This window comes from Rhizobium sp. P2_G2 (genome assembly GCF_056403555.1).
Window position 1 is genome coordinate 103242 of record NZ_JBFUFF010000010.1, and the last position, 23210, is coordinate 126451.

Annotated in this window: 21 protein-coding genes and 1 riboswitch; of the genes, 8 read left to right on the top strand and 13 right to left on the bottom strand. The window is 59.4% G+C overall.

Features of this window, described 5'->3' with window-relative positions; genetic code table 11:
* Positions 1-12 precede the first annotated feature (12 nt).
* Entirely contained in the window at positions 13-444 is a 432-nt protein-coding gene (locus AC1D06_RS11040; protein WP_477880284.1) for a hypothetical protein, read from the bottom strand.
* Positions 445-636: 192 nt separating this feature from the next.
* Here AC1D06_RS11040 and glyS point away from each other — a divergent pair, with 192 nt between their 5' ends.
* The 3 genes from glyS (at position 637) to AC1D06_RS11055 (ending at position 4905) form a co-directional block, all read left to right on the top strand.
* Positions 637-2751: a glycine--tRNA ligase subunit beta gene (gene glyS / locus AC1D06_RS11045; RefSeq protein WP_477880285.1), complete on the top strand. Its 2115-nt coding sequence runs from the start codon at positions 637-639 to the stop codon at positions 2749-2751.
* Positions 2752-3054: 303 nt separating this feature from the next.
* Complete coding sequence (locus tag AC1D06_RS11050; RefSeq protein ID WP_477986260.1) at positions 3055-4254, top strand: hypothetical protein; 1200 nt, start codon at positions 3055-3057, stop codon at positions 4252-4254.
* Positions 4255-4587: 333 nt separating this feature from the next.
* Complete coding sequence (locus AC1D06_RS11055; protein WP_477880288.1) at positions 4588-4905, top strand: helix-turn-helix domain-containing transcriptional regulator; 318 nt, start codon at positions 4588-4590, stop codon at positions 4903-4905.
* Here the strand turns inward: AC1D06_RS11055 and AC1D06_RS11060 are convergent.
* Entirely contained in the window at positions 4902-5417 is a 516-nt protein-coding gene (locus AC1D06_RS11060) for a glycosyltransferase family 2 protein (RefSeq protein ID WP_477880289.1), read from the bottom strand. The two genes, AC1D06_RS11055 and AC1D06_RS11060, sit on opposite strands and share 4 nt — an antisense overlap.
* Positions 5418-5541: 124 nt before the next feature.
* Between AC1D06_RS11060 and AC1D06_RS11065 the strand changes: the two genes are divergently transcribed.
* From AC1D06_RS11065 to bluB, 3 genes are all read left to right on the top strand, one after another.
* Positions 5542-6702, top strand: a complete 1161-nt coding sequence (locus AC1D06_RS11065) for a PA0069 family radical SAM protein (protein WP_477880290.1) — start codon at positions 5542-5544, stop codon at positions 6700-6702.
* A gap of 223 nt (positions 6703-6925) precedes the next feature.
* Entirely contained in the window at positions 6926-7573 is a 648-nt protein-coding gene (locus AC1D06_RS11070) for a ribonuclease HII (protein WP_477986261.1), read from the top strand.
* Between the two features lie 48 nt (positions 7574-7621).
* Positions 7622-7807: riboswitch (cobalamin riboswitch) on the top strand.
* A 47-nt stretch (positions 7808-7854) separates the two neighbouring features.
* The gene (gene bluB, locus AC1D06_RS11075) at positions 7855-8583 is read left to right on the top strand and encodes a 5,6-dimethylbenzimidazole synthase (RefSeq protein WP_477880294.1); all 729 of its coding nucleotides are present in this window, start codon (positions 7855-7857) and stop codon (positions 8581-8583) included.
* A 59-nt stretch (positions 8584-8642) separates the two neighbouring features.
* On the opposite strand, the gene AC1D06_RS11080 is transcribed toward bluB, so the two are convergent.
* The 6 genes from AC1D06_RS11080 to AC1D06_RS11105 form a co-directional block, all read right to left on the bottom strand.
* On the bottom strand, positions 8643-9134 hold the full coding sequence (locus tag AC1D06_RS11080) for a F0F1 ATP synthase subunit B (protein ID WP_477880296.1): 492 nt from the start codon (positions 9132-9134) through the stop codon (positions 8643-8645).
* A 14-nt stretch (positions 9135-9148) separates the two neighbouring features.
* Positions 9149-9751, bottom strand: a complete 603-nt coding sequence (locus tag AC1D06_RS11085; RefSeq protein ID WP_477880297.1) for a F0F1 ATP synthase subunit B — start codon at positions 9749-9751, stop codon at positions 9149-9151.
* Between the two features lie 76 nt (positions 9752-9827).
* Positions 9828-10052 carry a F0F1 ATP synthase subunit C gene (locus tag AC1D06_RS11090; RefSeq protein WP_477880299.1) on the bottom strand — a complete coding sequence of 75 codons (225 nt, stop codon included), beginning with the start codon at positions 10050-10052 and terminating at the stop codon, positions 9828-9830.
* A 71-nt stretch (positions 10053-10123) separates the two neighbouring features.
* Positions 10124-10873, bottom strand: coding sequence for a F0F1 ATP synthase subunit A (locus AC1D06_RS11095; protein ID WP_477880300.1), 750 nt, complete (start codon positions 10871-10873; stop codon positions 10124-10126).
* Between the two features lie 46 nt (positions 10874-10919).
* A complete protein-coding gene (locus AC1D06_RS11100; RefSeq protein WP_477880302.1) occupies positions 10920-11273 on the bottom strand; it encodes an AtpZ/AtpI family protein in 354 nt (117 codons plus the stop codon).
* 265 nt (positions 11274-11538) lie between these two features.
* Positions 11539-12678 (bottom strand): cell wall hydrolase, encoded by a 1140-nt coding sequence (locus AC1D06_RS11105; RefSeq protein ID WP_477986262.1) that lies wholly within the window; start codon positions 12676-12678, stop codon positions 11539-11541.
* 412 nt (positions 12679-13090) lie between these two features.
* On the opposite strand from AC1D06_RS11105, the gene AC1D06_RS11110 reads away from it, so the two are divergent.
* Positions 13091-14719 (top strand): SulP family inorganic anion transporter, encoded by a 1629-nt coding sequence (locus AC1D06_RS11110; RefSeq protein ID WP_477986263.1) that lies wholly within the window; start codon positions 13091-13093, stop codon positions 14717-14719.
* A gap of 74 nt (positions 14720-14793) precedes the next feature.
* On the opposite strand, the gene AC1D06_RS11115 is transcribed toward AC1D06_RS11110, so the two are convergent.
* The 3 genes from AC1D06_RS11115 to apbC all read right to left on the bottom strand — a co-directional run bounded on the left by AC1D06_RS11115 (position 14794) and on the right by apbC (position 19068).
* Positions 14794-16704, bottom strand: a complete 1911-nt coding sequence (locus AC1D06_RS11115; protein WP_477880306.1) for a potassium transporter Kup — start codon at positions 16702-16704, stop codon at positions 14794-14796.
* 14 nt (positions 16705-16718) lie between these two features.
* Complete coding sequence (locus AC1D06_RS11120) at positions 16719-17699, bottom strand: magnesium transporter CorA family protein (protein WP_477986265.1); 981 nt, start codon at positions 17697-17699, stop codon at positions 16719-16721.
* A gap of 196 nt (positions 17700-17895) precedes the next feature.
* On the bottom strand, positions 17896-19068 hold the full coding sequence (apbC, locus tag AC1D06_RS11125) for an iron-sulfur cluster carrier protein ApbC (protein WP_477986267.1): 1173 nt from the start codon (positions 19066-19068) through the stop codon (positions 17896-17898).
* Positions 19069-19782: 714 nt separating this feature from the next.
* Here apbC and AC1D06_RS11130 point away from each other — a divergent pair.
* Positions 19783-19941, top strand: coding sequence for a hypothetical protein (locus AC1D06_RS11130; protein ID WP_477880376.1), 159 nt, complete (start codon positions 19783-19785; stop codon positions 19939-19941).
* A gap of 364 nt (positions 19942-20305) precedes the next feature.
* Here the strand turns inward: AC1D06_RS11130 and AC1D06_RS11135 are convergent, their stop codons facing one another.
* Together AC1D06_RS11135 and AC1D06_RS11140 are read right to left on the bottom strand one after the other, a co-directional pair.
* Complete coding sequence (locus AC1D06_RS11135; protein ID WP_477986268.1) at positions 20306-22012, bottom strand: autotransporter outer membrane beta-barrel domain-containing protein; 1707 nt, start codon at positions 22010-22012, stop codon at positions 20306-20308.
* A 213-nt stretch (positions 22013-22225) separates the two neighbouring features.
* Positions 22226-22963: a LuxR family transcriptional regulator gene (locus AC1D06_RS11140; protein ID WP_477986270.1), complete on the bottom strand. Its 738-nt coding sequence runs from the start codon at positions 22961-22963 to the stop codon at positions 22226-22228.
* Between the last annotated feature and the right edge of the window lie 247 nt (positions 22964-23210).

Here is a 23210-nt window from a genome sequence, read left to right on the forward strand (position 1 = left end):
CATCGAAGCTTGCTATGCGGGCAGAAAGATCAGTGGCTTCGTATCCTGGATGTAGCCTTCGTCGAAAACCACTTCACCATTCGCGACGCGATAGGGTGTCACCATGATCAGCGGTTCGCCATCCCGATGCTCGTGCCGGATGGCGATCGCGTCCCGCTTGCCGCCATCGCGCTTGTCAAAGGTATCATAAGCGATAGCAGCCGCTCTCACAGAACCTGCCGACGCTTCTTTTCTGAGCGATGCTATGTAGTAGTCAATCAGGACCTGGCTGTCGGGATGCTCGTCTTCCAGATTGGGAATGACGTACCGCGCTTCGCCGTCCGCTGACATCTCGGCCGCGATGGGGTAGAATTCCCCATTCTTCTCCAGGAGGTTGATCGCCATGCCGACCAACATCTCTCCGAGTTCGTTGTGATCTGCGTTTGCTTCGTCTTCGATACTCATCGCACGTCCCCTTTAAAGTTTTCGTTGCCTCAATTTATGCTCAAACGCCGGTTGATACGAGGCGGATCTTGCCGATTTCGACTAAGCCGTCAAAGGTCCGATGACAGGCAAATGGCGCCTTATTCTAGATGACAACCTCGCCGGAACTTGCTAGGTCCGAGCCCTGATTTTCGCCCGACTGAAAGCCATTCCATGCCCGATCTTCTCATCGAACTCCGCTCCGAGGAAATTCCCGCGCGCATGCAGCGCAAGGCGGCCGGCGACCTGAAGAAGCTGGTGACGGATGCGCTTGTCAATGCGGGCCTGACCTATGAAGGCGCGCGCGAATATTGGACACCCCGGCGCCTGACGCTCGACATCCGCGGCATGACCGCCCGCTCCGCCGACACGCGCGAGGAGAAAAAGGGGCCTGGTGTCAATGCCCCGCAACAGGCAATCGACGGCTTCCTCCGTTCGGCCGGCCTGACCTCGATCGACGAGGCGATCAAGCAGAGCGACCCGAAGAAAGGCGAATTCTACGTCGCCGTGATCTCCAAACCCGGCCGCTCGGTCGAGCAGATCGTCACCGAGGTGATGCCGGAGATCATCCGCGCATTTCCCTGGCCGAAATCGATGCGCTCGGGCGCGGCGTCGGCCAGGCCGGGCAGCTTGCGTTGGGTGCGTCCGCTGCAATCGATCGTCTGCACCTTCGGCTCCGAGCACGAAGAGACCGTGGTGATCCCGTTCGAAGTCGATGGCATCGTCGCCTCCAACATCACCTACGGCCATCGCTTCCATGCGCCTGAGCCGATCACCGTCAAGCGCTTCTCCGATTATGTGTCGAGCCTGGAAAAGGCCAGGGTCATCCTCGACGCTGAGCGCCGCAAGCAGATCATCCTGCAGGACGCCAAGAACGTCACCTTCGCCTCGGGTCTTGATCTGGTCGAGGACGARGCACTGCTGGAGGAAGTCTCGGGCCTGGTCGAATATCCGCATGTGCTGATGGGTTCTTTCGAGGAGGATTTCCTAAAGATTCCGCAGGAAATCATCCGGCTGACGATCAAGACCAACCAAAAGTGCTTCGTCACCCGCCGCAACGGCAGCGACGCGCTCTCCAACCATTTCATCCTCGTCTCCAATATCGAGGCAAAGGATGGCGGTGCCGAGATCATTCACGGCAATGGCAAGGTCGTGCGCGCCCGTCTCTCCGATGCGCTGCATTTCTACAGGCGCGACCAGGGCGACATGCCCGACCTCGACACGCTGACCGCATCTGCCGCCAAGTTCGGCCTTGATCTCAAGAAGCCGCTTGATCAGCGCATGGCCAAGCTGGATCACCTCAACGTCACCTTCCATGCCAAGCTCGGCACGCAGGGTGATCGGGTGGAGCGCATTCGGGCACTGGCGTCGGAACTGGCGAAAGTCACCAAGGCCGACCCGATCAAGGTCGACCGCGCCGTGGTGCTCGCCAAGGCCGATCTTCGGACCGAGGCAGTCGGCGAATTCCCGGAACTGCAAGGCCTGATGGGCCGAAAATATGCGGTACTGCAAGGCGAGGATTCATCTGTCGCGGCAGCGATCGAGGACCATTACAAGCCGCAAGGCCCCTCGGATCGCATTCCAACCGATCCGGTCGCTATCACGGTGGCACTGGCCGACAAGCTGGATACGCTGGTTGGCTTCTGGGCGATCGACGAGAAGCCGACAGGTTCGAAAGACCCCTATGCGCTGCGCCGCGCAGTGCTGGGCGTGATCCGCATTCTTCTTGAGAACGGCATCCGGTTACCGTTGCTGACCATAGCCGAGGATCGAGACCTCCTCTCCTTCTTCCATGACCGACTGAAGGTCTATCTCCGCGACGCCGGCCGCCGCCACGATATCGTCGACGCCGTTCTGACCGAAGATGCCGATGATCTTCTGACCATCGTCCGCCGCGCCGAAGCGCTGTCGACCTTCCTCACCTCCGAGGACGGCACCAATCTTCTGGCCGGGACCAAACGTGCCACGCAGTTGCTGGCGGCAGAGGAAAAGAAGGGCACGGCGATCGCCGATCGCATCGACCTGCAATTGCTGACGCTTCCAGCCGAACGGGCGCTGCACTCGGCAATCGTGACGGCCTCTCAAGGGGCTGCGGAAACTGTCGCTCGCGAAAACTTCGAAGGCGCCATGGAAGCGTTGTCAAAGCTGCGCAGCCCGGTCGACACGTTCTTCGACACCGTGCTGGTCAACGACGAGAACCCGGAGATCCGCGCCAATCGGCTCGCACTGCTTGCCGCGATTCGCAGTGCCACCGGCACGGTTGCGGATTTCTCCAAGATCGCTGGATAGGTCTTCCGCCCACTTGAATGAGATAATCCCCGGCTTTCCCTGCATGTTGAGCCGGGGCCCGCATGTCATCGTCCGCGCGTCGGAAAATGCGTCGCTTTGCTCCCATCACTCTGTGGGTGGGCGCTTGGCCTGTCGTAGAGAATTGCTACCGATCTTGGTGCTTCAAAAGCATAGGACAGCCGGACGCCTGTAGTTGCTTTTGCGAAATTTCCCGCTGAAACAAAATGAACAACGGCTTCACTCGAAGTATCTCGCTGAAACGTTCTATCCAGCAGAAAATGTCGCTACAAGGAAACCGGCTCCATGGTGAAGGTCATTCCACTCATCATCTCAATCGACGGCAAGCTCACGTCTGCCTACAAAATGACCGCCTCGAATACCACTTACATTCTGGAACAAGGGGCATCGATCACAACGGATAGTCCGGATGCGCTGTTTTACCAGGATGGCGTTTCAAATAGCCATCTCATCATAAAAGGACACGTAACCGGCGGAGACGGCAATACCGATACCGCCGTGAACTCTGACCCGAGCGGCTGCGACGTCAAGATCACCTCGACCGGGGTTGTCGAGGCCGGCGTCGGCGTTGAGCTGGGCTTTGGCAATCAACAACTCACCAACCATGGCACCATCGATGGCTCAAACTACGGCGTGTGGCTGCAAAGCGTCCAGCAGACGGTGACCAATTTCGGGCACATCTCGGGCGGCCAGAATGGCATCTCGGCCGGCGGCCTTGGTGATGTCAGCGTTGTCAATGAAGCGGGTGGCCGCATCACATCGCAAAGTGCCGCCGTTCAGTTCGATGGTTCGTATCATACGACGTCGACCCTGACCAATGATGGCTTGTTGAAAGGAGCATGGGCATTCTCCGGCAGCTACGGCGATGACACGGTGACCAACCACGGCCAGATGAAGGGCTTGATCTATATGGGCGAAGGGGACGACACCTTCGACAATCGTGGCGGCAAGGTCGATCATGATATCTACGGTCAGAAGGGCAACGACACGCTGATTACCGATGATGCCAAGGTGCATCTTCAGGAAGATGCCGGTGGCGGCACCGACACGGTCAAATCGACGGTGACTTACACGCTGACGGCCAATGTCGAAAATCTGATCCTGCTCGGCAATGCCAGTATTGACGGAACAGGCACAAAGAGCGCCAATGCGCTCACCGGCAATCACGGCGACAACACGTTGATGGGCATGGCCGGCAGCGACACCCTTGATGGCGGCCAAGGCAACGATCTCCTGGTAGGCGGATCGGGCAAGGACGTCTTCGTTTTCGCGACGCATGACGGTCAAGACACAATTACAGACTTCAAGGCTGGAACAGACCATATCGACCTGACAGGTCAAAATGCCATCAGTGACTTCAACGACCTGGTCAACAACCACGTGAGCGCGTCCAATGGCGATCTGGTGATCCACATGGGTACCGATACGCTGACCCTCCAGCATACCCTGGTCGGCGACCTCAATGTCAGCGACTTCTCGTTCTGAGCCAGATCTTCCGTCATTCGGTGACAGACCAAAAGGCAGACGCACAATGAGATGACATGCCTTGCCGGAGGGGAACCTTCATCGGCGGGCATGTCGCGATCCGGATCAGGATATGCCGAGGAATTGGCCGCCTTCCGAGAAATGCCGAAGCCCGTTAACCATTTGATAACGAAATGCCATTTCCGCCTCGGCGGTGTGGCTCATTGGCCACGCCTGGCCCGGCATTCATCATATTTCACGAAAATGAGAATTTATTTGATCGCGTCGCCGTGATTGCGACGAACTCGCCCCTATATATCCGAGTGTACTCAAATAGTGATCAGGATGCCGAAGATGGCTCTCCCAAAAGACTTCAAAAAGAATATCAGAGCCCGCCTGCAATCGGACCATGCCTTCCGCTTCGCGCTGCTTTCGGAGGCCGTGGAAGTGCTGCTCGGCGACGACCTGCCGACGGCAAAAAGCGTGCTGCACGATTATATCGAAGCGACGATCGGCTTCCGCGAACTGTCGGAACGAACAGGCATTTCCGAGAGAGGCCTGATGCGGATGTTCGGCAAGGCCGGCAATCCGCGTGCAGATCAGTTGTTCAAGGTGCTTGCCACGCTACAGCGCTATCAGGGCATCCAACTCTCCGTGGATGCCGCCGCCTAACGGCGCTCGCGCAGCACCCAGGCTGGGATCAGTTCCGACCGCAACGTCTTAGCGGCAGAGGCCTTGGCAAGCCCTTTGAGGTCCATGCCGGGCTGCACGAGTGCGCTGGCCTGACGCTTGGGCAGTACCAGGCCGAGTTCCAGTTCGCCCTTGCGCCGCCACCGTTTGAAGAACGGCCGGCGGAATCGGCGTGACGGCGAAAAGCGTGCCGGCGCCTTCGCGAGTGAAGCATATTCGAGGATTTCCTCGATCCAGCCGCTTTGCGGCCGCGCGCCAGGCTCCAAGAGCATCAGCCAATCGCCGCGCGCATTGCGGATCGTCTCGTCGAGCGTCCAGGTGTCGAAGAATTTGCAGCCCGCGGCGTCGGCAACGCGCGCGGAACCGTCGCGTGAACCATGGTCGAGCACGATCACGTCGCTCACCAATCCATCCACCGCGCCCGACACCAGCACCGCCAGCGTATGCGCCAATTCCGGCTCGTTATCCCGGCATTCCAGCAAAACAGTCAGCATGGTCAATCGTTATTACAACAGCCCTGAAAATGCCAGTCGGCAAATTTGTTCTTGCATTGTTCTCGTTTTGAAGATAGGAAAATAATCATGACGGGGCAGAGAGTCGCCTCGCAGGAGTTGCCCAATGATCAATCTGTCTCTTTCGAGGCAGGCCGCATTCGCGCCTGCCAACACGGCAGAGCTTGCCGATGGTTTGCTGAAGGAAAGCGGTCTGCGCATTGATATTGACCGCCGTCGCGGTCGTGGCGCCGGCATCAACCCGTCCGGCCGCTTCGAGCCGCAGGAGCGCGAAGTGCTCGATGACGGCTGGCAGACAATCGAAACGCTGGAGCCGTTCAAGACCGAAGTGCAGGTGGAAAAGCCGCGCGCGATCATCACCCGCAACGAAAGCCCGGACATTCCGTTCGACCGTTCGATCAACCCCTATCGTGGCTGCGAACATGGCTGTGTCTACTGCTTTGCGCGGCCGACGCATGCCTATATGGGCCTGTCGCCGGGGCTCGACTTCGAAAGCAAGCTGTTTGCCAAGCCGGATGCGGCAAAACTTCTCGAACGCGAACTCTCAAAGCCCGGCTACAAGCCGAAAGCCATTGCCATCGGCACCAATACCGACCCTTACCAGCCGATCGAGAAGGAATGGCGGATCATGCGCCAGATCCTCGAAGTGCTGAATGCGGCGAATCATCCGGTATCGATCGTCACCAAGTCGGCGCTAGTCATGCGCGATATCGACATCATCGCCAAAATGGCGGAGCGCGGCCTGGCACGAGTCGGGATTTCGGTGACGACGCTCGACCGGCGGCTGGCACGGCTGATGGAACCGCGCGCTTCGACCCCGTCGAGGCGGCTGGAGGCAATCCGGGCGCTGACCGAGGCTGGCGTGACGACGGCAGTGATGGCAGCGCCGATGATCCCTGCGCTGAACGATCACGAGTTGGAGCGCATCCTCGATTCAGGCGCTGCTGCCGGCGCCAAGGAGGCAAGCTATGTGCTGCTGCGCCTGCCGCTCGAAGTCAGCCCACTATTCCGCGACTGGCTGCTCAGGAATTATCCGGACCGCTACCGGCACGTGATGAGCCTGATCCGCTCGATGCGCGGCGGCAAGGATTACGATGCGGAATTCGGCAAGCGGATGAAGGGCGAAGGCCCCTATGCCTGGCAGATCAGCCGCCGATTCGAGCTGGCAGCCAAGAAGCTCGGCATTCGCAGGACGCGCAGCATGCCGCTGAACACGGAGCTTTTCGTGCCGCCGAGCGGTGCGGGCGTACAGCTCAGCCTGCTTTAGGTCTTTGTTTGTGCATGTCTTGGTCGATCCGGGGCGGCCCGCCTGCCGTACCGGATCGGCGAAAACTTCAGTGTCTCACTCGCACCCTGCCCGCATCAGGCCGAGGCACTGAATTCCGCGCCGCCGGCAATCCCTGTCCCGCCGGCCTGCGCACCCAGTCCTAGGAACGCCGCCCTCGTTCCGGGACTTGCGGGGAATCGGTGGAAGTGTCATTTGAACCCGCATGAGACTTCTCGCCGATTCCCTGCCCCTGGAGGAAATCGAGCCGGCTCCAACGTTCCGGTTCGAGCAGGGATTGATGCGCGACGGCTACCGGCTGGTGGCCGGCATCGATGAAGTCGGCCGCGGCCCCTTGGCCGGTCCGGTGGTCGCAAGTGCCGTGGTGCTTGACCCCGACAATATCCCTGATGGCCTTAACGACTCCAAGCAATTGACGGCGGAGCGGCGCGAAGCGCTCTACGAGCTCATTCTTGCCAGTGCGCTCGACGTGGCAATCTCGTCCGTCTCAGCGCCAGAAATCGATAGGATAAATATCCTGCGGGCAAGCCTCGAAGCCATGCGCCGTGCGGCGCATTCGCTGCATAGCCGTCCGCATTTTGCCATCATCGACGGCCGCGACGTAGCGCCCGGCCTGCCCTGCCCCGGCAAGGCGATCGTTTCCGGCGATGCACGGTCCCTGTCGATTGCCGCGGCGTCCATCGTTGCCAAGGTGACACGCGACCGGATGATGGTCGCGGCAGGCCGCCGCTATCCGGGTTATGGCTTTGAATTCCATGCCGGCTACGCGACAGAGTTCCATCGCAATGCCATTGTCGAGCTTGGCCCCTGCGCCATCCACAGGATGACATTCCGCCCGCTGCGGAAGGATTGATTGCGGCATTCGAGGTCGGCGTACCGCTTGCCTCCCCTCACCGCTTCTGCTTAAACAAGTGTGTCCGGTGCCCAGAATATGGGAGAATCGGGAAGCCGGTGTGATGCCGGCGCGTGCCCAACGCTGTAAGGGGGATGGGCTGCCGGGCTTTTGCCTGATGCCACTGGGAAACCGGGAAGGCTGCAGCGCCAGATGATCCCAAGCCAGAAGACCGGCCGGACATGATAGACGCGGGCGCGCGGACGGCGCCAGCTGAGAAGGCATTCCGTCGGGGATTGACGATGCACGCCTCCATTTCTCGCCACCTTGCGGCGGCCGGTCCGTTTTCCGAATCCGAGACCGCAGCGGTCTACCGCGCCATTCATTCGCGCCGCGACGTGCGCAATGAATTCCTGCCCGATCCGGTGCCGGACGATGTTCTTCATCGCCTGCTGACAGCGGCCCATGCCGCACCGTCGGTGGGCTATATGCAGCCGTGGAACTTCATGGTCATCCGCGACGAAGAGAATCGGCGGGCTGTCCATCGCATCTTCCATGATGCCAATCTCGAAGCCTCCGATCGCCTGGAGGGCGAGCAGAAGCGCCGGTATATGTCGCTGAAGCTCGAAGGCATATTGAAGGCGCCGGTCAATCTCTGCATCACCTGCGACCGTAAGCGCGGTGGCGACTTTGTCCTCGGGCGAACGCATAACCCCAACATGGACCTCTATAGCACCGTCTGCGCCGTACAGAATTTCTGGCTTGCCGCGCGTGCGGAAGGCGTCGGCGTCGGCTGGGTCAGCATTTTCGACCATGACCGGCTGAAGACGCATCTCGGCATTCCCGAAAGCGTCGAGATCATCGCCTATCTCTGCGTCGGCTATGTCGAACAGCTCTATACCTCACCGGAACTGGCGGTGAAGGGCTGGCGGGAGAAAATCCCGCTCGACAAGCTGATCTACCGGGAGCGCTGGCCAGAGGCCTCGCATGTCCTGTCATTCTATCGCGAGATCGAATGCCGCAAGAAATGAAAAACCCGCCTCGGTGACGAGGCGGGTTTTAAAATGTGCTGGCAGTTGTCCGCTTGCGCTTAGTTGAGGCGCGCCTTGACTTCGCCGACGGCCTTGTCGAACAGGCCATTTGACGTATTTTCGTCCAGCTTGCTCGCCATCAGCTTTTCAGCGGCGGCGACGGCCAGGTCGACGGCAGCCGAGCGGACAGCGGTGATCGCTTCGTGCTCGGCCTGCTTGATCTTCTGCTCGGAGAGCGCAGTGCGGCGGGCGACATAGTCGGCCGTCTTCTGCTTGGCCTCTTCGGCCAGCGCTTCGGCCTCACGCTTGGCGACAGCGACGATCTCGGCAGCTTCCGCTTCGGCTTCCTTGCGCTTCTTCTGGTATTCCGCCAGAAGCGACTGGGCTTCTTCACGCAGTCTCTTGGCGGAATCGAGCTCATCGGCGATCTTAGCGGCACGTGCATCGAGGCTCTTGGCGATCATGCCTGGAACCTTGAGGTAGATCACGACGCCGAGAAAAATCACCAGGGCGACTTGTGCCCAGGTCTGGGCCCATAAAGTTGCATCCATGACGAACCTCCCGATCAGCCCTTGGCAGCCGCGACCGCGGAAGCGGCATCGGCCTTGTTTACGGATATGCCGGCAAGCGCTTCGACGATCTCGGCAGCCGTGTCTTCGGCAACCGTGTTTACCTCGCCCAACGCCCGGTTCTTGATCTCGGCGATGCTGGCTTCAGCCTCGGAAATCTTCTTGGAAAGCTCGCTTTCGAGCTTGGTGCGCTCTGCGTCGGCTTTGCCCTTGGCTTCGTCGCCGGCTTCGCGAGCGATCGCCTGCGCCTTGGAGCGAGCCTCGGCAAGTTCGGCCTCGTACTTGGCGACGGCAGCGTCGGCCTCGTCCTTCATCCGCTTGGCCTCGGCGAGGTCACCGGCGATGCGGCCCTCACGGGCAGCAATGATGCCGCCGATGCGTGGCGAGATCATCTTCGAGACGAGATAATAGAAAATACCAAATGTGATCGCGAGCCAGAGCAGCTGCGACGGAAAATGGCTGGGATCGAATGGCGGAAACGCCTCATGCTCCACCTTCGGCGGCACACCTTTTTCGGTGTTCGTCGCGGTGGCGGCGGGCTTGGTCGCGTCCGTTTCGGCGGCCGTGGCCGACAGAGCATAGGCTGTCGTCACAAACATTCCTACCTCCAGGCAAGGATATGGCATCAAAACAGGTCACGAGATTGCTCCCGTGACCCGGTGCTTTAAGCGCCAATTACTTGAAGAGGGCGAGCAGCGCGACGAGGAGCGAGAAGATGCCCAGAGCTTCCGTAACGGCGAAGCCGAAGATCAGGCGGCCGAACTGGCCATCAGCGGCAGACGGATTGCGAAGAGCGCCAGCCAGGTAGTTGCCGAAAATGCTGCCGAGACCGATAGCTGCACCACCCATGCCCAGGCAAGCGATACCTGCACCGATTAGCTTTGCTGCTTCCACGTCCATTTTGAACTCCTTTAGTGTCAGTTGTTGCGACTATTGCGTGGCGGGCGTCTTCGCCAGCCGGTTTCTTTTGATTAGTGTCCCGGATGCAGGGCGTCGTTCAGATACATGCAGGTCAGAACGGCAAACACGTAGGCCTGCAGGAAGGCGACCAGGAATTCCAGCGCCGTCAGCGCCACGGTCATGGCAAGCGGCAGGATCGCGCCGACATAGCCGACCGGACCGAGCAGACCGAGCGTGAAGACGAAGCCGGCAAACACTTTCAGGGTGATGTGACCGGCCAGCATGTTGGCGAAAAGACGGACGGAAAGGCTGATCGGACGCGAGAGAAAGGAGATTATCTCAATCGCGCTTACCAGCGGGATCAGCACGGCAGGCACGCCCGACGGCACGAACAAGCCGAAGAAATGGAAACCATGCTTCCAGATACCGTAAATCACCACCGTCAGGATGACGAGAAGCGCCAATGCAAAGGTGACGATGATCTGGCTCGTCACCGTGTAGAAGCCAGGCACCAGGCCAAAGAGGTTCGACAACAGAACGAACATGAACAGCGAAAAGACCAGCGGAAAGAACTTCATGCCCTGGCTGCCGGCACTGTCCTTCAGCATTTTGGCGATGAATTCGTAGGACAATTCCGCGAGCGACTGCGCACGGCCGGGAATGACCGCCTTGGCAGAAGATGCCCACATCAGAAAGCTAACACCCACGACGACGACGATCACCATGAACAGCGACGAATTGGTGAAGTCGAACTTGCCCAGCGGCACGATCGTGTTGATGTGGAACTGGTGGATCGGATCTACCTTGTCAGGGCTCGCCACGTGCGCTCTCTCTCATTTATCCTGTTCGCCAAACCGCGGATGCAGCTCAACGCTTGCCGTTCTTCTCGCGGTGCTCGCCAATCCTGTCGACCGGATGAGGGGAATTCACGACCCCTGCCGTTCTCAGGACATTCAAGATGCCCGCACAAAATCCAAGGAGAAGAAAAACGATCAACCCCCACGGCTTGGTGGGTAGGACCAGATCGAGAAGATAGCCGATCATCGCACCGACGATCACGGCAGCGACAAATTCCGATGACAGCTTCAGCGCCTGCGAATAGCCAGTCCGGCCATCATTGGCGGCTTTGTCGTTGCCATCGTCGCCTTGTCGCGCCTGCGCCAGCTTGCTTTCGAGCTGCCGCTTGCGTTCTTCCAGACTGTCCTTGGGGTCCGTCTCCATCCCTTACTCCTCTGAAAAACAGGCCTTAACCCAGTCATTTCAGAGATGCAAGGCCGGTAGGGCCTCGATCGGAAAGCTTGACAGACCCCCGCCTCCAAGCCGGCTGCAACATAGTTTCAGGCTTTCGGATAGTCAAGGCAAGGACGGCCTAGAATTCACGCATTTTTACGCTGTGAAATCAGTGCGTTAACGCAAGGAAGCGTTTTTCCCGTTCAGACCGCGGCGATTCCGTCTGCGGCTGCGGGAATTTTGCCACTGTAAGCCATCAGCTCCAGCCGCCATAGCGGGTGCGGTAGAAGATGTGCAGCCCGATGCGGTCGACGCGGATCATGGTATGTGCCCAGTTCGGACGGACATAGGCCGCGTGGTAGTGGGTCGAATCGCCGATCTCCGGCAGGTAGATCTTGCCCGCCGTGACGGCAAGTGCGATTTCCTGCGCGATCTTGTACTTGGTATGCGACCAGACGATATCAGGGATATGGTCGCAGGCGAAAGAGAACTGGCAGGCATTGGTCCAGTCCTGGTTCTGATAGACGACACCGCAGATCGACTTCGGGAACGTCGGATTACGGACCCGATTCAACACCACCTGCGCCACTGCCGCCTGGCCTTTCAGCGGCTCGTTGGCAGATTCGAAATAGATGGCGTTGGCAAGACATTTCTGTTCCGGCGCGGAGAATACGCTCTCCGGCAGTACATTGGCCGCCCAGGGATGATCGTTTTCCTTGATCTTCGGCACGAAGCGATCCGGCTTCTTCGCGGTCAGGATGGAGTCGAAGGGGGACGGATCATCGCTTGCCGCATCGGGATTGGCATAGGCCGCAGCAAGGCTGTCGGCCGTATCGCTCGTCACCAGGTCCGCCAGCATGACCGGCACGCCATAATCCCTGGCGGTGGGCCTGATCTCGCGGAAGGAGAAGGCAACCTCGACCTGCTTCTGCGACAGTTTCGGTATCGCGAAGACTGTGGTGGTTTGCGGCGAGAAGGCCGGGCCGTAGAGGCTGGCACGCCGGTCGAGGATGCTGCCCGCGGTGAAATCCTTGGGCGGCACGATGCGGTCGACGGCAATCAGCCGGCCCTTCTTCAGATTTCGGGTGACACGATCCTCGTCCGGGGTCGCGGGCACGGGTTTCTCGTCGGGCGAGAGTGCGACGAGCTTGCCATCCGGAAGAACGAGACCGCGAGAAGCGGGATCGAAAGAAGCCCTGTCGACATTCTTGAAGACAAGTTCCTCATTGTGGATCGAGCCGGCCGGCGCGTTGACCATATAGGCCCGCCAACTGGCCGTGTCGCTCGCCCTGGTCGAGAGCAGCGACGCCACGTCGGCGTCGGCAGGGGCGGAAGGCAGTGCGAACAGGCCGCTCAAGGCAAACACTGCGGGCGCCGTCCAATTGGCAATTTTCATTCCCTTGCGCCGGGGCGCCTGTTTACGCTTCGACACGAAAACGCAACTCCAGAAAGACGAAGATGGAGATTCCCGGAAGGCCTTGCCGGCACGCCCCGGAAAACGTTGCGTTAACCATGCGCCGATATGGTTAATAGGCGTTTAATCAGAAAAGCCGAATATGCATTTCCATTGCGATACTGTCGCATCCCGAGACACCCCGTCTTCATCCGCCGATCCGCCTGCGCGACCGCTTCCGCCGCTCCCGCGGTTTTGAATAGGTTGGAAAAAATGGCTGAATTTTGAAGTTCTAATGAAATCGATCACCTCTCCGTGAAATCAATATATGGTAGCGGGCCTCTCCAGGCACCTGTTCTTTTTTAACGAAGCCTTTATAATTGTTGGCCTATTCGGCGCGCCGGCGGAGGGCGGATTGAACAGAGCGGATATTGTCGCAGGGATATCGGTCGCCGGGTTGATGTTGCCCGAGGCCGTCGCCTATTCCGGCATTGCCGGCCTGCCGCCGGAGCGGGCGCTGTTGGCGGCAGTGGTCGGCTGCCTCGTCTACGCCATTTTCGGCCGCAGCCGGTTCGCCGTTGTCAGCCCGACATCCTCGTCGGCGGCAGTCCTCGCCGCCAGCCTCATAGCGCTACAGACGCCAGCCGCCGACAGATTCTTTCTGGTGACCGTGCTGATCGCCGCGGTCGGCCTCATTTTCCTGGTGATGTCGTTGCTGCAACTGGGTGCGCTGGCGGCGCTGATCTCACGGCCGGTGCTGGGCGGCTTCGCTTTTGGCCTGGCGATCACCATCGTTCTCCACCAGCTACCGCTGATGACCGGCGTTGCGGTGCCAGGCGGCAATATCTTCGATTTTGTCTATCATCTGCTCGCTGGTGCACGACAATGGCATCCGGTCAGCCTAGCCACGGGCGTAGTGGCGCTTGCGGCTTTGCTCGTGCTGAAGCGCTGGCGCGCCGTGCCCGGTTCCTTCCTCACCCTTGGCGGCGGCATTGGCGCATCGTGGTTTCTCGATCTGCCGTCGCACGGCGTTGCAGTGGTCGGCGCCATTCCCCTGACCTTGTCGCTGCCGCAAATTCCGGCAAGCGGGCTTACCGAGACGATCCGGCTCCTGCCCTATGCCTTTCCTCTCGTGCTGATCCTGCTGGCGGAATCCTGGGGAACGATCCGTTCGCTGGCGCTCAGGCACGGCGATGCCGTGCAGCCGAATCGGGAACTCGGCGCGCTCGGCGCTGCCAACCTGGCGAGTGCGCTCGTCCAGGGCATGCCGGTCGGTGCGGGCTTTTCCGGAGGTGCGGCGAGCGAAGCGGCGGGGACCGAGAGCCGCTGGGCTGCGGTCGTGGCGGCTGTGGCGCTGGCGCTTCTCGTGCTGTCGGCTGGCGGGCTGGTGGCGCGGCTGCCGGAACCGGTATTGGCTGCCGTCGTGATCGCGGCGCTGATGCACGCGCTCAATCCCGCGCCGCTCTACCGGCTCTGGCGGCTCGGCCAGGACCAGTATGTCGCACTTGCCGCCACGGCGAGCGTTCTCCTCCTCGGAATCCTCGATGGACTGCTGATCGCCGTGCTTTTGTCTTTCGCGATCTTCATTCGCCGGCTTGCGGTAGCGCATGTTGCCCGGCTCGGGCAGCTCGCCTCGAGCCACGCCTTCGTTGACATCGAGCGGCATGACGATGCGCACGAAATTGCCGGCATCGCGATCTGGCGGCCCTCGCAGCCGCTTTTCTTCGGCAATGCCGAGGCAATGCTGGGCCGGATCGCTTCGATGGCCCGTGCGGAACCTGTCAATCATGCGATCGTGATCAGCCTGGAAGAGACGTTCGAGATCGATACGACGGCGCTCGATGCGATCGTCGAATTCGACACTGCGATCACGCGGACCGGCGTTCAGGTGGTCTACGCTCGCATGCACGACAGGGTTCGGGACCTGCTGTCGGCAGCCAAGGCCGATGCGATCGTCGCGCGCAGCCGCTACAGCGTCGACGATGCGGTTGCATCCATCTCAGGTGTGACGGCAAAGCCGGATATAGCTGCAAGCCAGCGATGATGGCCGGCGAAGCGCTTCGTCAAGGCGGTCGCGCAGCGCTTTGTCCGGCGCAGCTCTGGCTGCAAATCGGCGGATCACACCGTCACATGCGCACCGAGTTCGACGACGCGATTGGCCGGCAGGCGGAAATAGTCCGAAGGATCGGTTGCTGCCGTCGCAAGCGCGATGAACAGGCGATCCTGCCAACCCGGCATGCCGGAATTGGCGTCCGGTATAAGCTTGCGCCGGCCGAGATAGAACGACGTCGACATGATGTCGAACTTCAGGCCAGTCTTCCTGAGATGGGCCAGCGCCTGCGACACGTTCTGCGTCTCCTGGAAGCCGAAATTCAGCTCCAGCAGTTGGAAATGCTCCGACAGGCGCTCGATCCGGCCACGGTCCTCGATCGGCACGCGCGGCCGGTTCTGCGTCCTGATCGTCAGGATGATGTTCTGGCTGTGGATGACATGGTTGTGCTTGAGGTTATGCAGCAGCGCCGCCGGCGTCGAACTGGGATCCGAGGTCAGGAAGATCGCGGTGCCCGGCACTTCGATCGGTCCATGCTCGCTCTTCTTCTCCAGTGACTTGATGAAGCTGGAGAGCGGGATATGCGTCCGCCGGCTCTTGTCGAACAGGATGCGCGTGCCGCGCCGCCAGGTCCACATGATGACGATAAAGCAGGAGGCGATCAGCACCGGCACGTAGCCGCCATGATGCAGCTTGCTGAGATTCGAACCAAGGAAAACCGACTCGATTGAGAACAGCGGCGCGATCACCAGCAGTGCCTGAGGCCGGCTCCATTTCCAGAAGATGCGGACGAAATTGTAAAGCAGGATGGTCGAGACCACCATGTCGCCGGTGACCGCAATGCCGTAGGCGACAGCCAGCGATTCAGACGAGCGGAACATCAGCACCAGCGCCATGACGCCGAACAGCAGGACCGTGTTGACCGCCGGCAGGTAGATCTGGCCGGTATTGGATTCGGAGGTATGATAGATTTCCATGCGCGGCAGGAAGCCGAGATGGATCGCCTGTCGCGTCAGCGAGAAGGCGCCGGTGATCACCGCCTGGCTGGCGATGACGGTGGCGACCGTTGCCAGGATCACCGCGGCCACCCGTGTCCACCCTGGGAACATCAGGAAGAACGGATCCGACAGCCCTTCCGGATGCTGCAGCACATAGGCGCCCTGCCCCAGATAGTTCAGGATCAGCGACGGAAAGATCAGACAGAACCAGGCAAGCCGGATCGGCGCGCGGCCGAAATGGCCAAGGTCGGCATAGAGCGCTTCGGCACCGGTGACGGCCAGGAACACCGAGCCCAGAACGATGAAGCCGAGCAAGCCGCTCTTGCCCAGGAACCAGACGGCGAAATAGGGATTGAACGCCTCCAGAATGCTCAGATCGTCGGAAATGTGATAGATGCCGACCGCGGCCATGCTGAGGAACCAAACCGCCATGATCGGTCCGAAGAAGATCGACACGGCGCCCGTCCCGCGCGATTGCACGGCAAACAGGATCACCAGGATAACGACCGAGATCGGCACGACATATTGCTGCAGGCCGGGTGCGACGATTTTCAAACCTTCCACCGCCGAGAGCACCGACAGCGCCGGCGTGATCATCGAATCACCGAGGAACAGCGAGGCGCCGAAAATGCCGATCACCAGCAGGATGCCAGCGCGTCGCTCGCTGACCGCCTTGATGACGAGGGACAAGAGCGCCAGGGTGCCGCCTTCGCCATCGTTGTCCGCTTTCAGCAGAAAAATGACATATTTGAGCGTGACGATGATGGTCAGCGCCCAGAAGAACAGTGAAATCAGCCCGATAATCTCGAAACGGTCGACGCCGTCAAAGGAGACCGGCCGGAGCGATTCACGAAAAGCATAGAGCGGGCTGGTGCCGATGTCGCCATAGACGACACCGACCGAACCGAGGGTCAGGGCGATCAGTTTTCGCGCCGACATGGGGCCGCTGTGGCTACCAGAGTGCAGTGCCTGTTCGGACATGGTGTCTTTCTGACTCAAAGCCAGCCTTTCCAACGAAAGAAAAAGAACGGAATGACGGCCGACACAATCATCAACAGAATTGATGACGGATAGCCGAACATCCATTCAAGTTCGGGCATGAACTTGAAGTTCATGCCATAGATGGAGGCCACGAGCGTGGGCGGCAGGAATACCACTGAAGCGATTGAGAATATCTTGATGATGGCGTTCTGCTCGACATTGATCAGCCCGAGCGATGCGTCCAGCAGGAATGTGATGTTGCCGGAGATGAAGGCCGCATGCTCCGACAGCGACTGAATGTCGCGGGAGGTCGAGCGACAGAGTTCCTTGGCTTCGGGGTCGGCCTGGATGACCGGCACGGTGTAGAGATAGGTGAGCACGCGCGACAGCGATGCCAGGCTGTCGCGGGCCTTGGAGATCAGCCGATGGTGCATGGCGATCTCGGTCAGCAGGTCTTCGAGGAATTTTGGCGGACGGCGCTTCTTTTCAGCCTCGTCAGTCGGAAAGATCTGTTTGAGCAGCTTGTCACCCTTGACCTCGGCATGTTCGAGCACTTCAGCGGTGCGGTCGGTGATCGTCTCGAGCAGCTTGGTGAGCACGGCATGTGCCGTGGACACACCACCGGGAACGCGGCACATCGCGGCGGAGAAAAGCTTGAATGCCTTGGGATCCTCGTAACGGACGGTGACAAGCACCGCATCCGTCAGAACGAAGGCGATGTCGCTTAGGACAGGTATGCCGGTGTCGGCGTGGGCAATAACGGAACCTGTGAGATAGGTCGCCTTGCCTTCCGTATAGAGGCGGCTCGACGGCTCGATATCCTTAAGATCCTGCCGCGTGGGCACCTCGATGCCGGTCAGTGCCTCGGCGTAATGATCCTCGTCGCGCGTCGGGCAGTTGAGATCGAGCCAAACGATATCCGGAGGCAGTGCCGCAAGCCGATGATCGAGCGAAAGCGGGACCGCTTCACCGTTGGAACGGTAAGCGWTGATCATCAGGCCAATGCTCCACAGGAGATCATAATCAGCCTCTGCTGAGCCCGCGAGACAGCGATGGTGTGTCACGACGGGCATGTTTCGAATTGTCAGGCATGGCGGGTCATATCGCGCAAAACGCGTTAATAATCAAGAAAAGATTATGGCAGTGCAAAAAGCGCTCTGGTCTGCATGCCGCCGCAAAAGCCCCTGTCCATTATTCGAACACGATCGAGGGCGCGACACGCGGCGCCTTGCCGCTATCGAACAACTGTGTGGCAATCCCTGCGGCGATATCCTTGTAGACTTTGGCATGCGGCCCATCAGGCGCAGAGACGACGACCGGGGTGCCCGCATCGGATGTCTCGCGGATGGTCATGGCGAGCGGCACTTCGCCCAAAAATGGCACACCGATCTTTTCCGCCTCGTGCCGTGCACCGCCATGGCCGAAGATATCATGGCTGGTGCCGCAAACCGGACAGACGAAATGGCTCATATTCTCGACCAGGCCAAGAAGTGGGATTTCCACCTTCTTGAACATGGTGATCGCCTTGCGGGCATCAATCAGTGCCAGATCCTGTGGCGTCGATACGATCACGGCGCCCGAGAGCGGCACTTGCTGTGCCATGGTGAGCTGCGCATCGCCGGTGCCGGGGGGCATATCGACCACCAGCACGTCGAGATCGCCCCAGGCAACCTCGCGCAGCATCTGCAGCAGTGCGGACTGGATCATCGGCCCGCGCCAGATCATCGCCACGTCCTCGTCGACGAGGAAACCCATCGACATGGCCTTCAGGCCATAATTCTCCATCGGCTTGATCAGCTTGCCGTCGATCTGCTGCGGCCGGCCGGAAAGATGCATCAGTCGCGGTATCGACGGACCATAAATGTCGGCGTCGAGAATAGCGGCCTTGTGGCCGAGCGCGTTGAGCCCCAGCGCGATATTGATCGCCGTCGTCGACTTGCCGACGCCACCCTTGCCGGAGGCCACGGCAATGATGTGCTTGACGCCGGGAATGCCGGGCTTCGGCGGCTGTGCATTGCCGGGACCGCGGGCGGGATGGGGATGCGCATGCTGGGGACGCCCCTGCGGCGGCGCCGGCTGCGGCCGAGCCACCGGCTGGCCGGCAGTGCCCGCCTTTTTGTCAGCTGTCAGGGCCGCGAAGGCGCCACTCATGCCGGGCATTTCCTTGACCACCCGCTCTGCGGCGAGCCGCAGCGGCTCGAGTTCCTTGGCCCGATCGGCCGGCACGGTGATGGAGAAATAGGSCTTGCCGTCGGAGATGAACACGTCGGAGACGAGGCCCATATCGACAATGTTGCCTTCCATGTCCGGGCCGCGAATCGTCCGCAGCCGTTCCAGGACGTCGTTGCCGGTGATTTCTGCCATTTTTTCGACCTCATGCTTATCCGGACTAGATAAGCGATCATCGACCGGCAGCCAACGCCTGGAGCGAAAGAATCCGTCGCAAACAAAAGCCGCCGTCCACGCCACCCCTCGCTAGCGCGGGTAGACGACGTGAAAGGCGGCTTTGCCTTCGTACACCTTCTCATGAGGTGCTTTTCGATCCCCTCCGGATCTGAGAGGAGAAAAGCAGGAAGCATGCCATGTGCCATTGGGAAAAATATCTTTTGACTTCAATATCTTGCAAAGATGGGGCTCCGCCCCCTCATCTGGGCTCCAATCGGCTGCCAATTTTTTCATGACGCCGCTGCTTTTTTGGGCATGCAGGCGATCTTCTGTGTTGTCGAAAGCAGTCCTGGAGGAACGGAGCGGACAAACGACTGCGCTTGCCGACTTGCCCTCCCAGTCGACTTTCCTTAATCTGAACCCATGATGCTTGAGCAATCCGATTTCCGGAAGAGACGCGTGCGCCATAGGGGCGCACCGACCTCGTTCGGAGATCGAAATGCATTACAAGCGGAAAAGGCCGCGGATTGCAGTATGCGGGCTGTGCAAACCCCATAAGACGAATGGGATGTGTCCCAAGCATAAAAATATGCAGTTCGGCAATCGTCGCCGTTTCGAAACCGGTACAGACCAATTGCGCTGTGAAGGTTTGAAGGCCCCGCCCCAAGGCGGCAAGACTTGGAGCTGATCCAATTGCGAATGAAGACATGGCTGATCGCACTTGGCGTATTGATCGCAGCGCTCGCGGTCGGCCTTCTCGTCATGGGCCTGACCGGCTTTGCTGACGTGCCGTGCCAGGACGGCGTCTGGGACGCGAGCAAGCACACCTGCATACCGACACATGGTATGTAGCGTGCTGGCGAATTGTCAGAAGCGCCCAAGGAATCGGAAGGCCCGGAAAAGTGAACCCGCCCGGCAGGGCTGCGGGCGGGTTTTACCAGCAAGCGTCTTCGTCCGCAAAAGCGGAGGAAGTGGGGTCCGCCGTGCTAGAGTTTCAAGGACACTCTGACCGGTTATTTATCGAATAATCAGAACGCGGAAAAATGATATCCCCCAATTGGGGTATGCCGCTGAAAAATCGCGAAATTCGGATCACAAATGATGAACCGATTTGTTGAAGTGTTCCCATCAATCCCACAAAAAAACAAATGCCTTCCGAAATCAATCGGAAGACGCATTCTTGTCGCGGCGTGCTTAAGGCTTCTTATTTAGTCTATCAGAAAACAAAATTGCTGTCCGAAAGCCGCCCGCTGGATACGTGATCGAGTGTCAACTGGTCCCCAGCACCACCAAGGTCAATGATAGTACCACCAGCGCCGTCACTGCTGAAATGCGTTTTAAGATCGTTGAAATTAGAGATACCAGTGACGCCGCTCAGATCGATCTTCTCTGTAGTGAAATCGAAGTCGGTGATCTCGTCCTTGCCGTCACCCGTGTTGAATATGAAGGTGTCGACGCCGTTGCCGCCGGTCAACTTGTCAGCACCCTTACCGCCACCGAGGAAGTCGGCGCCATTGCTGCCGCCGAGTGTATCGCTGAAGTCGCTGCCGATCAGCTTTTCGAAGTTCCAGAACCGAATCTTGCCCGACGATGTCGCCTGTGCGCTGTCATCGCCTAGCGAAATGTTCACGCCGCCGGCTGCGACGTTCTTGAAGTTAATCGTGTCAATGCCGCTGCCGCCGTTGAAGGTCGAGTCGTTCTTCAAGTCCGTCATGTCGCCGAAAAAGATCGTGTCATTGCCGGTGCCCATAGAAGCATGGCCGATGCTGGCAGCGCCGGTATAGATGGCGTCGTTGCCGGTGCCCATCTGTGCCGTGCCGATTTCGCCTTTCCTCGCGTCGATGACATCATCATCATCGCCGGTCACAGCCTGGTTCAGGTTGCAGCCGTTTTGCAGAGTGATCGTGTCCGTGCCATCGGTGATCTGCAGGGCGTCGACATACTGGCCCCCGAAGACCAGGGTGTTGGTGCCGCCGCCGATGTCGATGGTGCCCACAGCGTCGTGGAAGATCAGCGACTTGTTGCCGGGGCCGGCCATCAACTGCCCGACATGACCGTCAGCCTCGACAGTGCTGCTGCCGTCGGAGAGGCGAATGACGCCCGCGCCGCCGGTGCCGACATGGATCGTCTGGTCGCCAAGATAGGTGACGATGGCCGAAACGGTACCCTTGCCGGTGGTGATGACGTTGTCACCCTTCGCGAGGTTGATCACGGCAACCGAACCATCGCCGGTGGTGACATGATCGTCGCCGGTGTCGCCCATGATCGTGCCGACATTGCCCTTGCCGGTGATATTGACCACGTTGTCGCCATCGCCCAGATTCATCATCGAGACGCCGCCGTCGCCAACGGTGACCGTATCGTCACCCTTGCCGGTCAGGATCGACTGAATCACGCCCTTGCCCGTCGTGATCGTGTTTTTCCCGTCTCCGAGGTCGATCGAATCGACGGTGCCGCTGCCCGTCGTGACTTTGTCATTGCCATCGTAAGCAAGAATCGAATGGACCTTGCCCGACCCGATCTTGACGCTATTGTTGCCGCCAACAACGTTGAGCATGTCGACGCCGCCGTCGCCGATCGTGACGCGGTCAGCGGCATTGCTGCCCTCGTACATATCGACATGGGTGTTGGTGAGTGTGACATTGTTGCCGAGACCGCCCGAAAGCGTCATCGACCCGATCGTTGCTCCTGCGGATCCGGTTTTGTCGTTGATGACGGTCATCAGGTTCGGGCTGTTAATGCCCTCGATATGCCTGACCATCCAGCCGCTGTTGGCCAGGTTCAGCGTGACCGTAACATCCTGCTTGACCTCGCCGGAGTGGAAAGAGACATAATCGAGCTTGCTGCTCTTCCACGTATAATCGTCATCCAGGGTGAATTTCGATGAGCCATCGAGCGTGACCGACGTATTCTTCGTTACCACTACCGTTCTCCCGAGATTGAATATGTAGCGAATGGGCAGACACCGAACCACAGTAAGATGCCCACTGCAAAAGATGCTTACCAAACGCTACTCGCCCACCAAACGCTGCACCGTTTTTTAGTTTATGGTTTAGCGCGCGTGAATGTCAGGTGAATAAAACTGCATGAGCTGCCATCGCCTCGACAGAGGATCCCGATCACGGCGCGATGCGCCTCAGTTGATGATGCCCATCCTGAGCGCCTTCGCCACGGCCTGAGTCCGGTTGACCGTGTCGAGCTTCTTGGTCGCGCGGTTAAGATAGTGGTTCACCGTATGCTCGGACAGACTCAATATATCGGAAATTTCGACGCTGGTCTTACCCGCAGCCGTCCAGTTGAGGCAATCGATCTCGCGCTGGGTAAGATCGTCGCCCGTTTTCTGATCGCGGCCGCTGATCTGGTAGATCCGTTCGAACACATAGGTGCTGATCATATTGAGTTGCAGCACTTCATAACTCGAATAAGGCTCGCGGTCGCCGGAAAAACCGACAGCGCCGCGGTCGCCGCCAGGATCGCAAACCGGGAAGAAAATGCCGCGCGGCATATGATAACGTTCGAAGGCCTCGAACACCCTGGCGCGCTGCGTCTCCGGCAGCTTCTGCGTCAATTGCGAAACATCGGCCAGGAAAGGCAAGGACGACGTTCGGATGTGATGGATCGTCAGGCTGTGCTGCAGGAGACCTTCGGCGTCATATTTCGCCAATAGGTCAGACGGCCAATTGGTGATCACGGAGGCAGCCTGGAGCGCCTGAGTCGTCGCGCCCGGAATGCGCATCACGATGAAAGCGCGGGCCCGGAACAGTTCCGTCGTCTTCTTGAGAAATCGCAGCACGTCGAATTGCGTCGCTGCCGCCGAGATTTCCTTCAGCAACGCGTCATGATCCACGCCGTCGGCGTTGTCTTTTTCAGACATTTCGTTCCGTTTGCCGGCTCTCGTCGAAGCAGCAAATCCCGTTTCCGTTGAAAACAGCGTTCAGGCCCATTCAAATACAACTTTCATGCGGTGCTTTGGTTCAAGCTTGTGTGATGCGAACGCCTAGCGGGAAAACCGGCGAATAGATGCCGGGAAAACCATAGGTAACACAATGTCCGATGGATTGGCTCCGGGAAAACCATTTAAGAATAGCCTTATATTGACTTGATGCCAGAGCGGCCTTTGA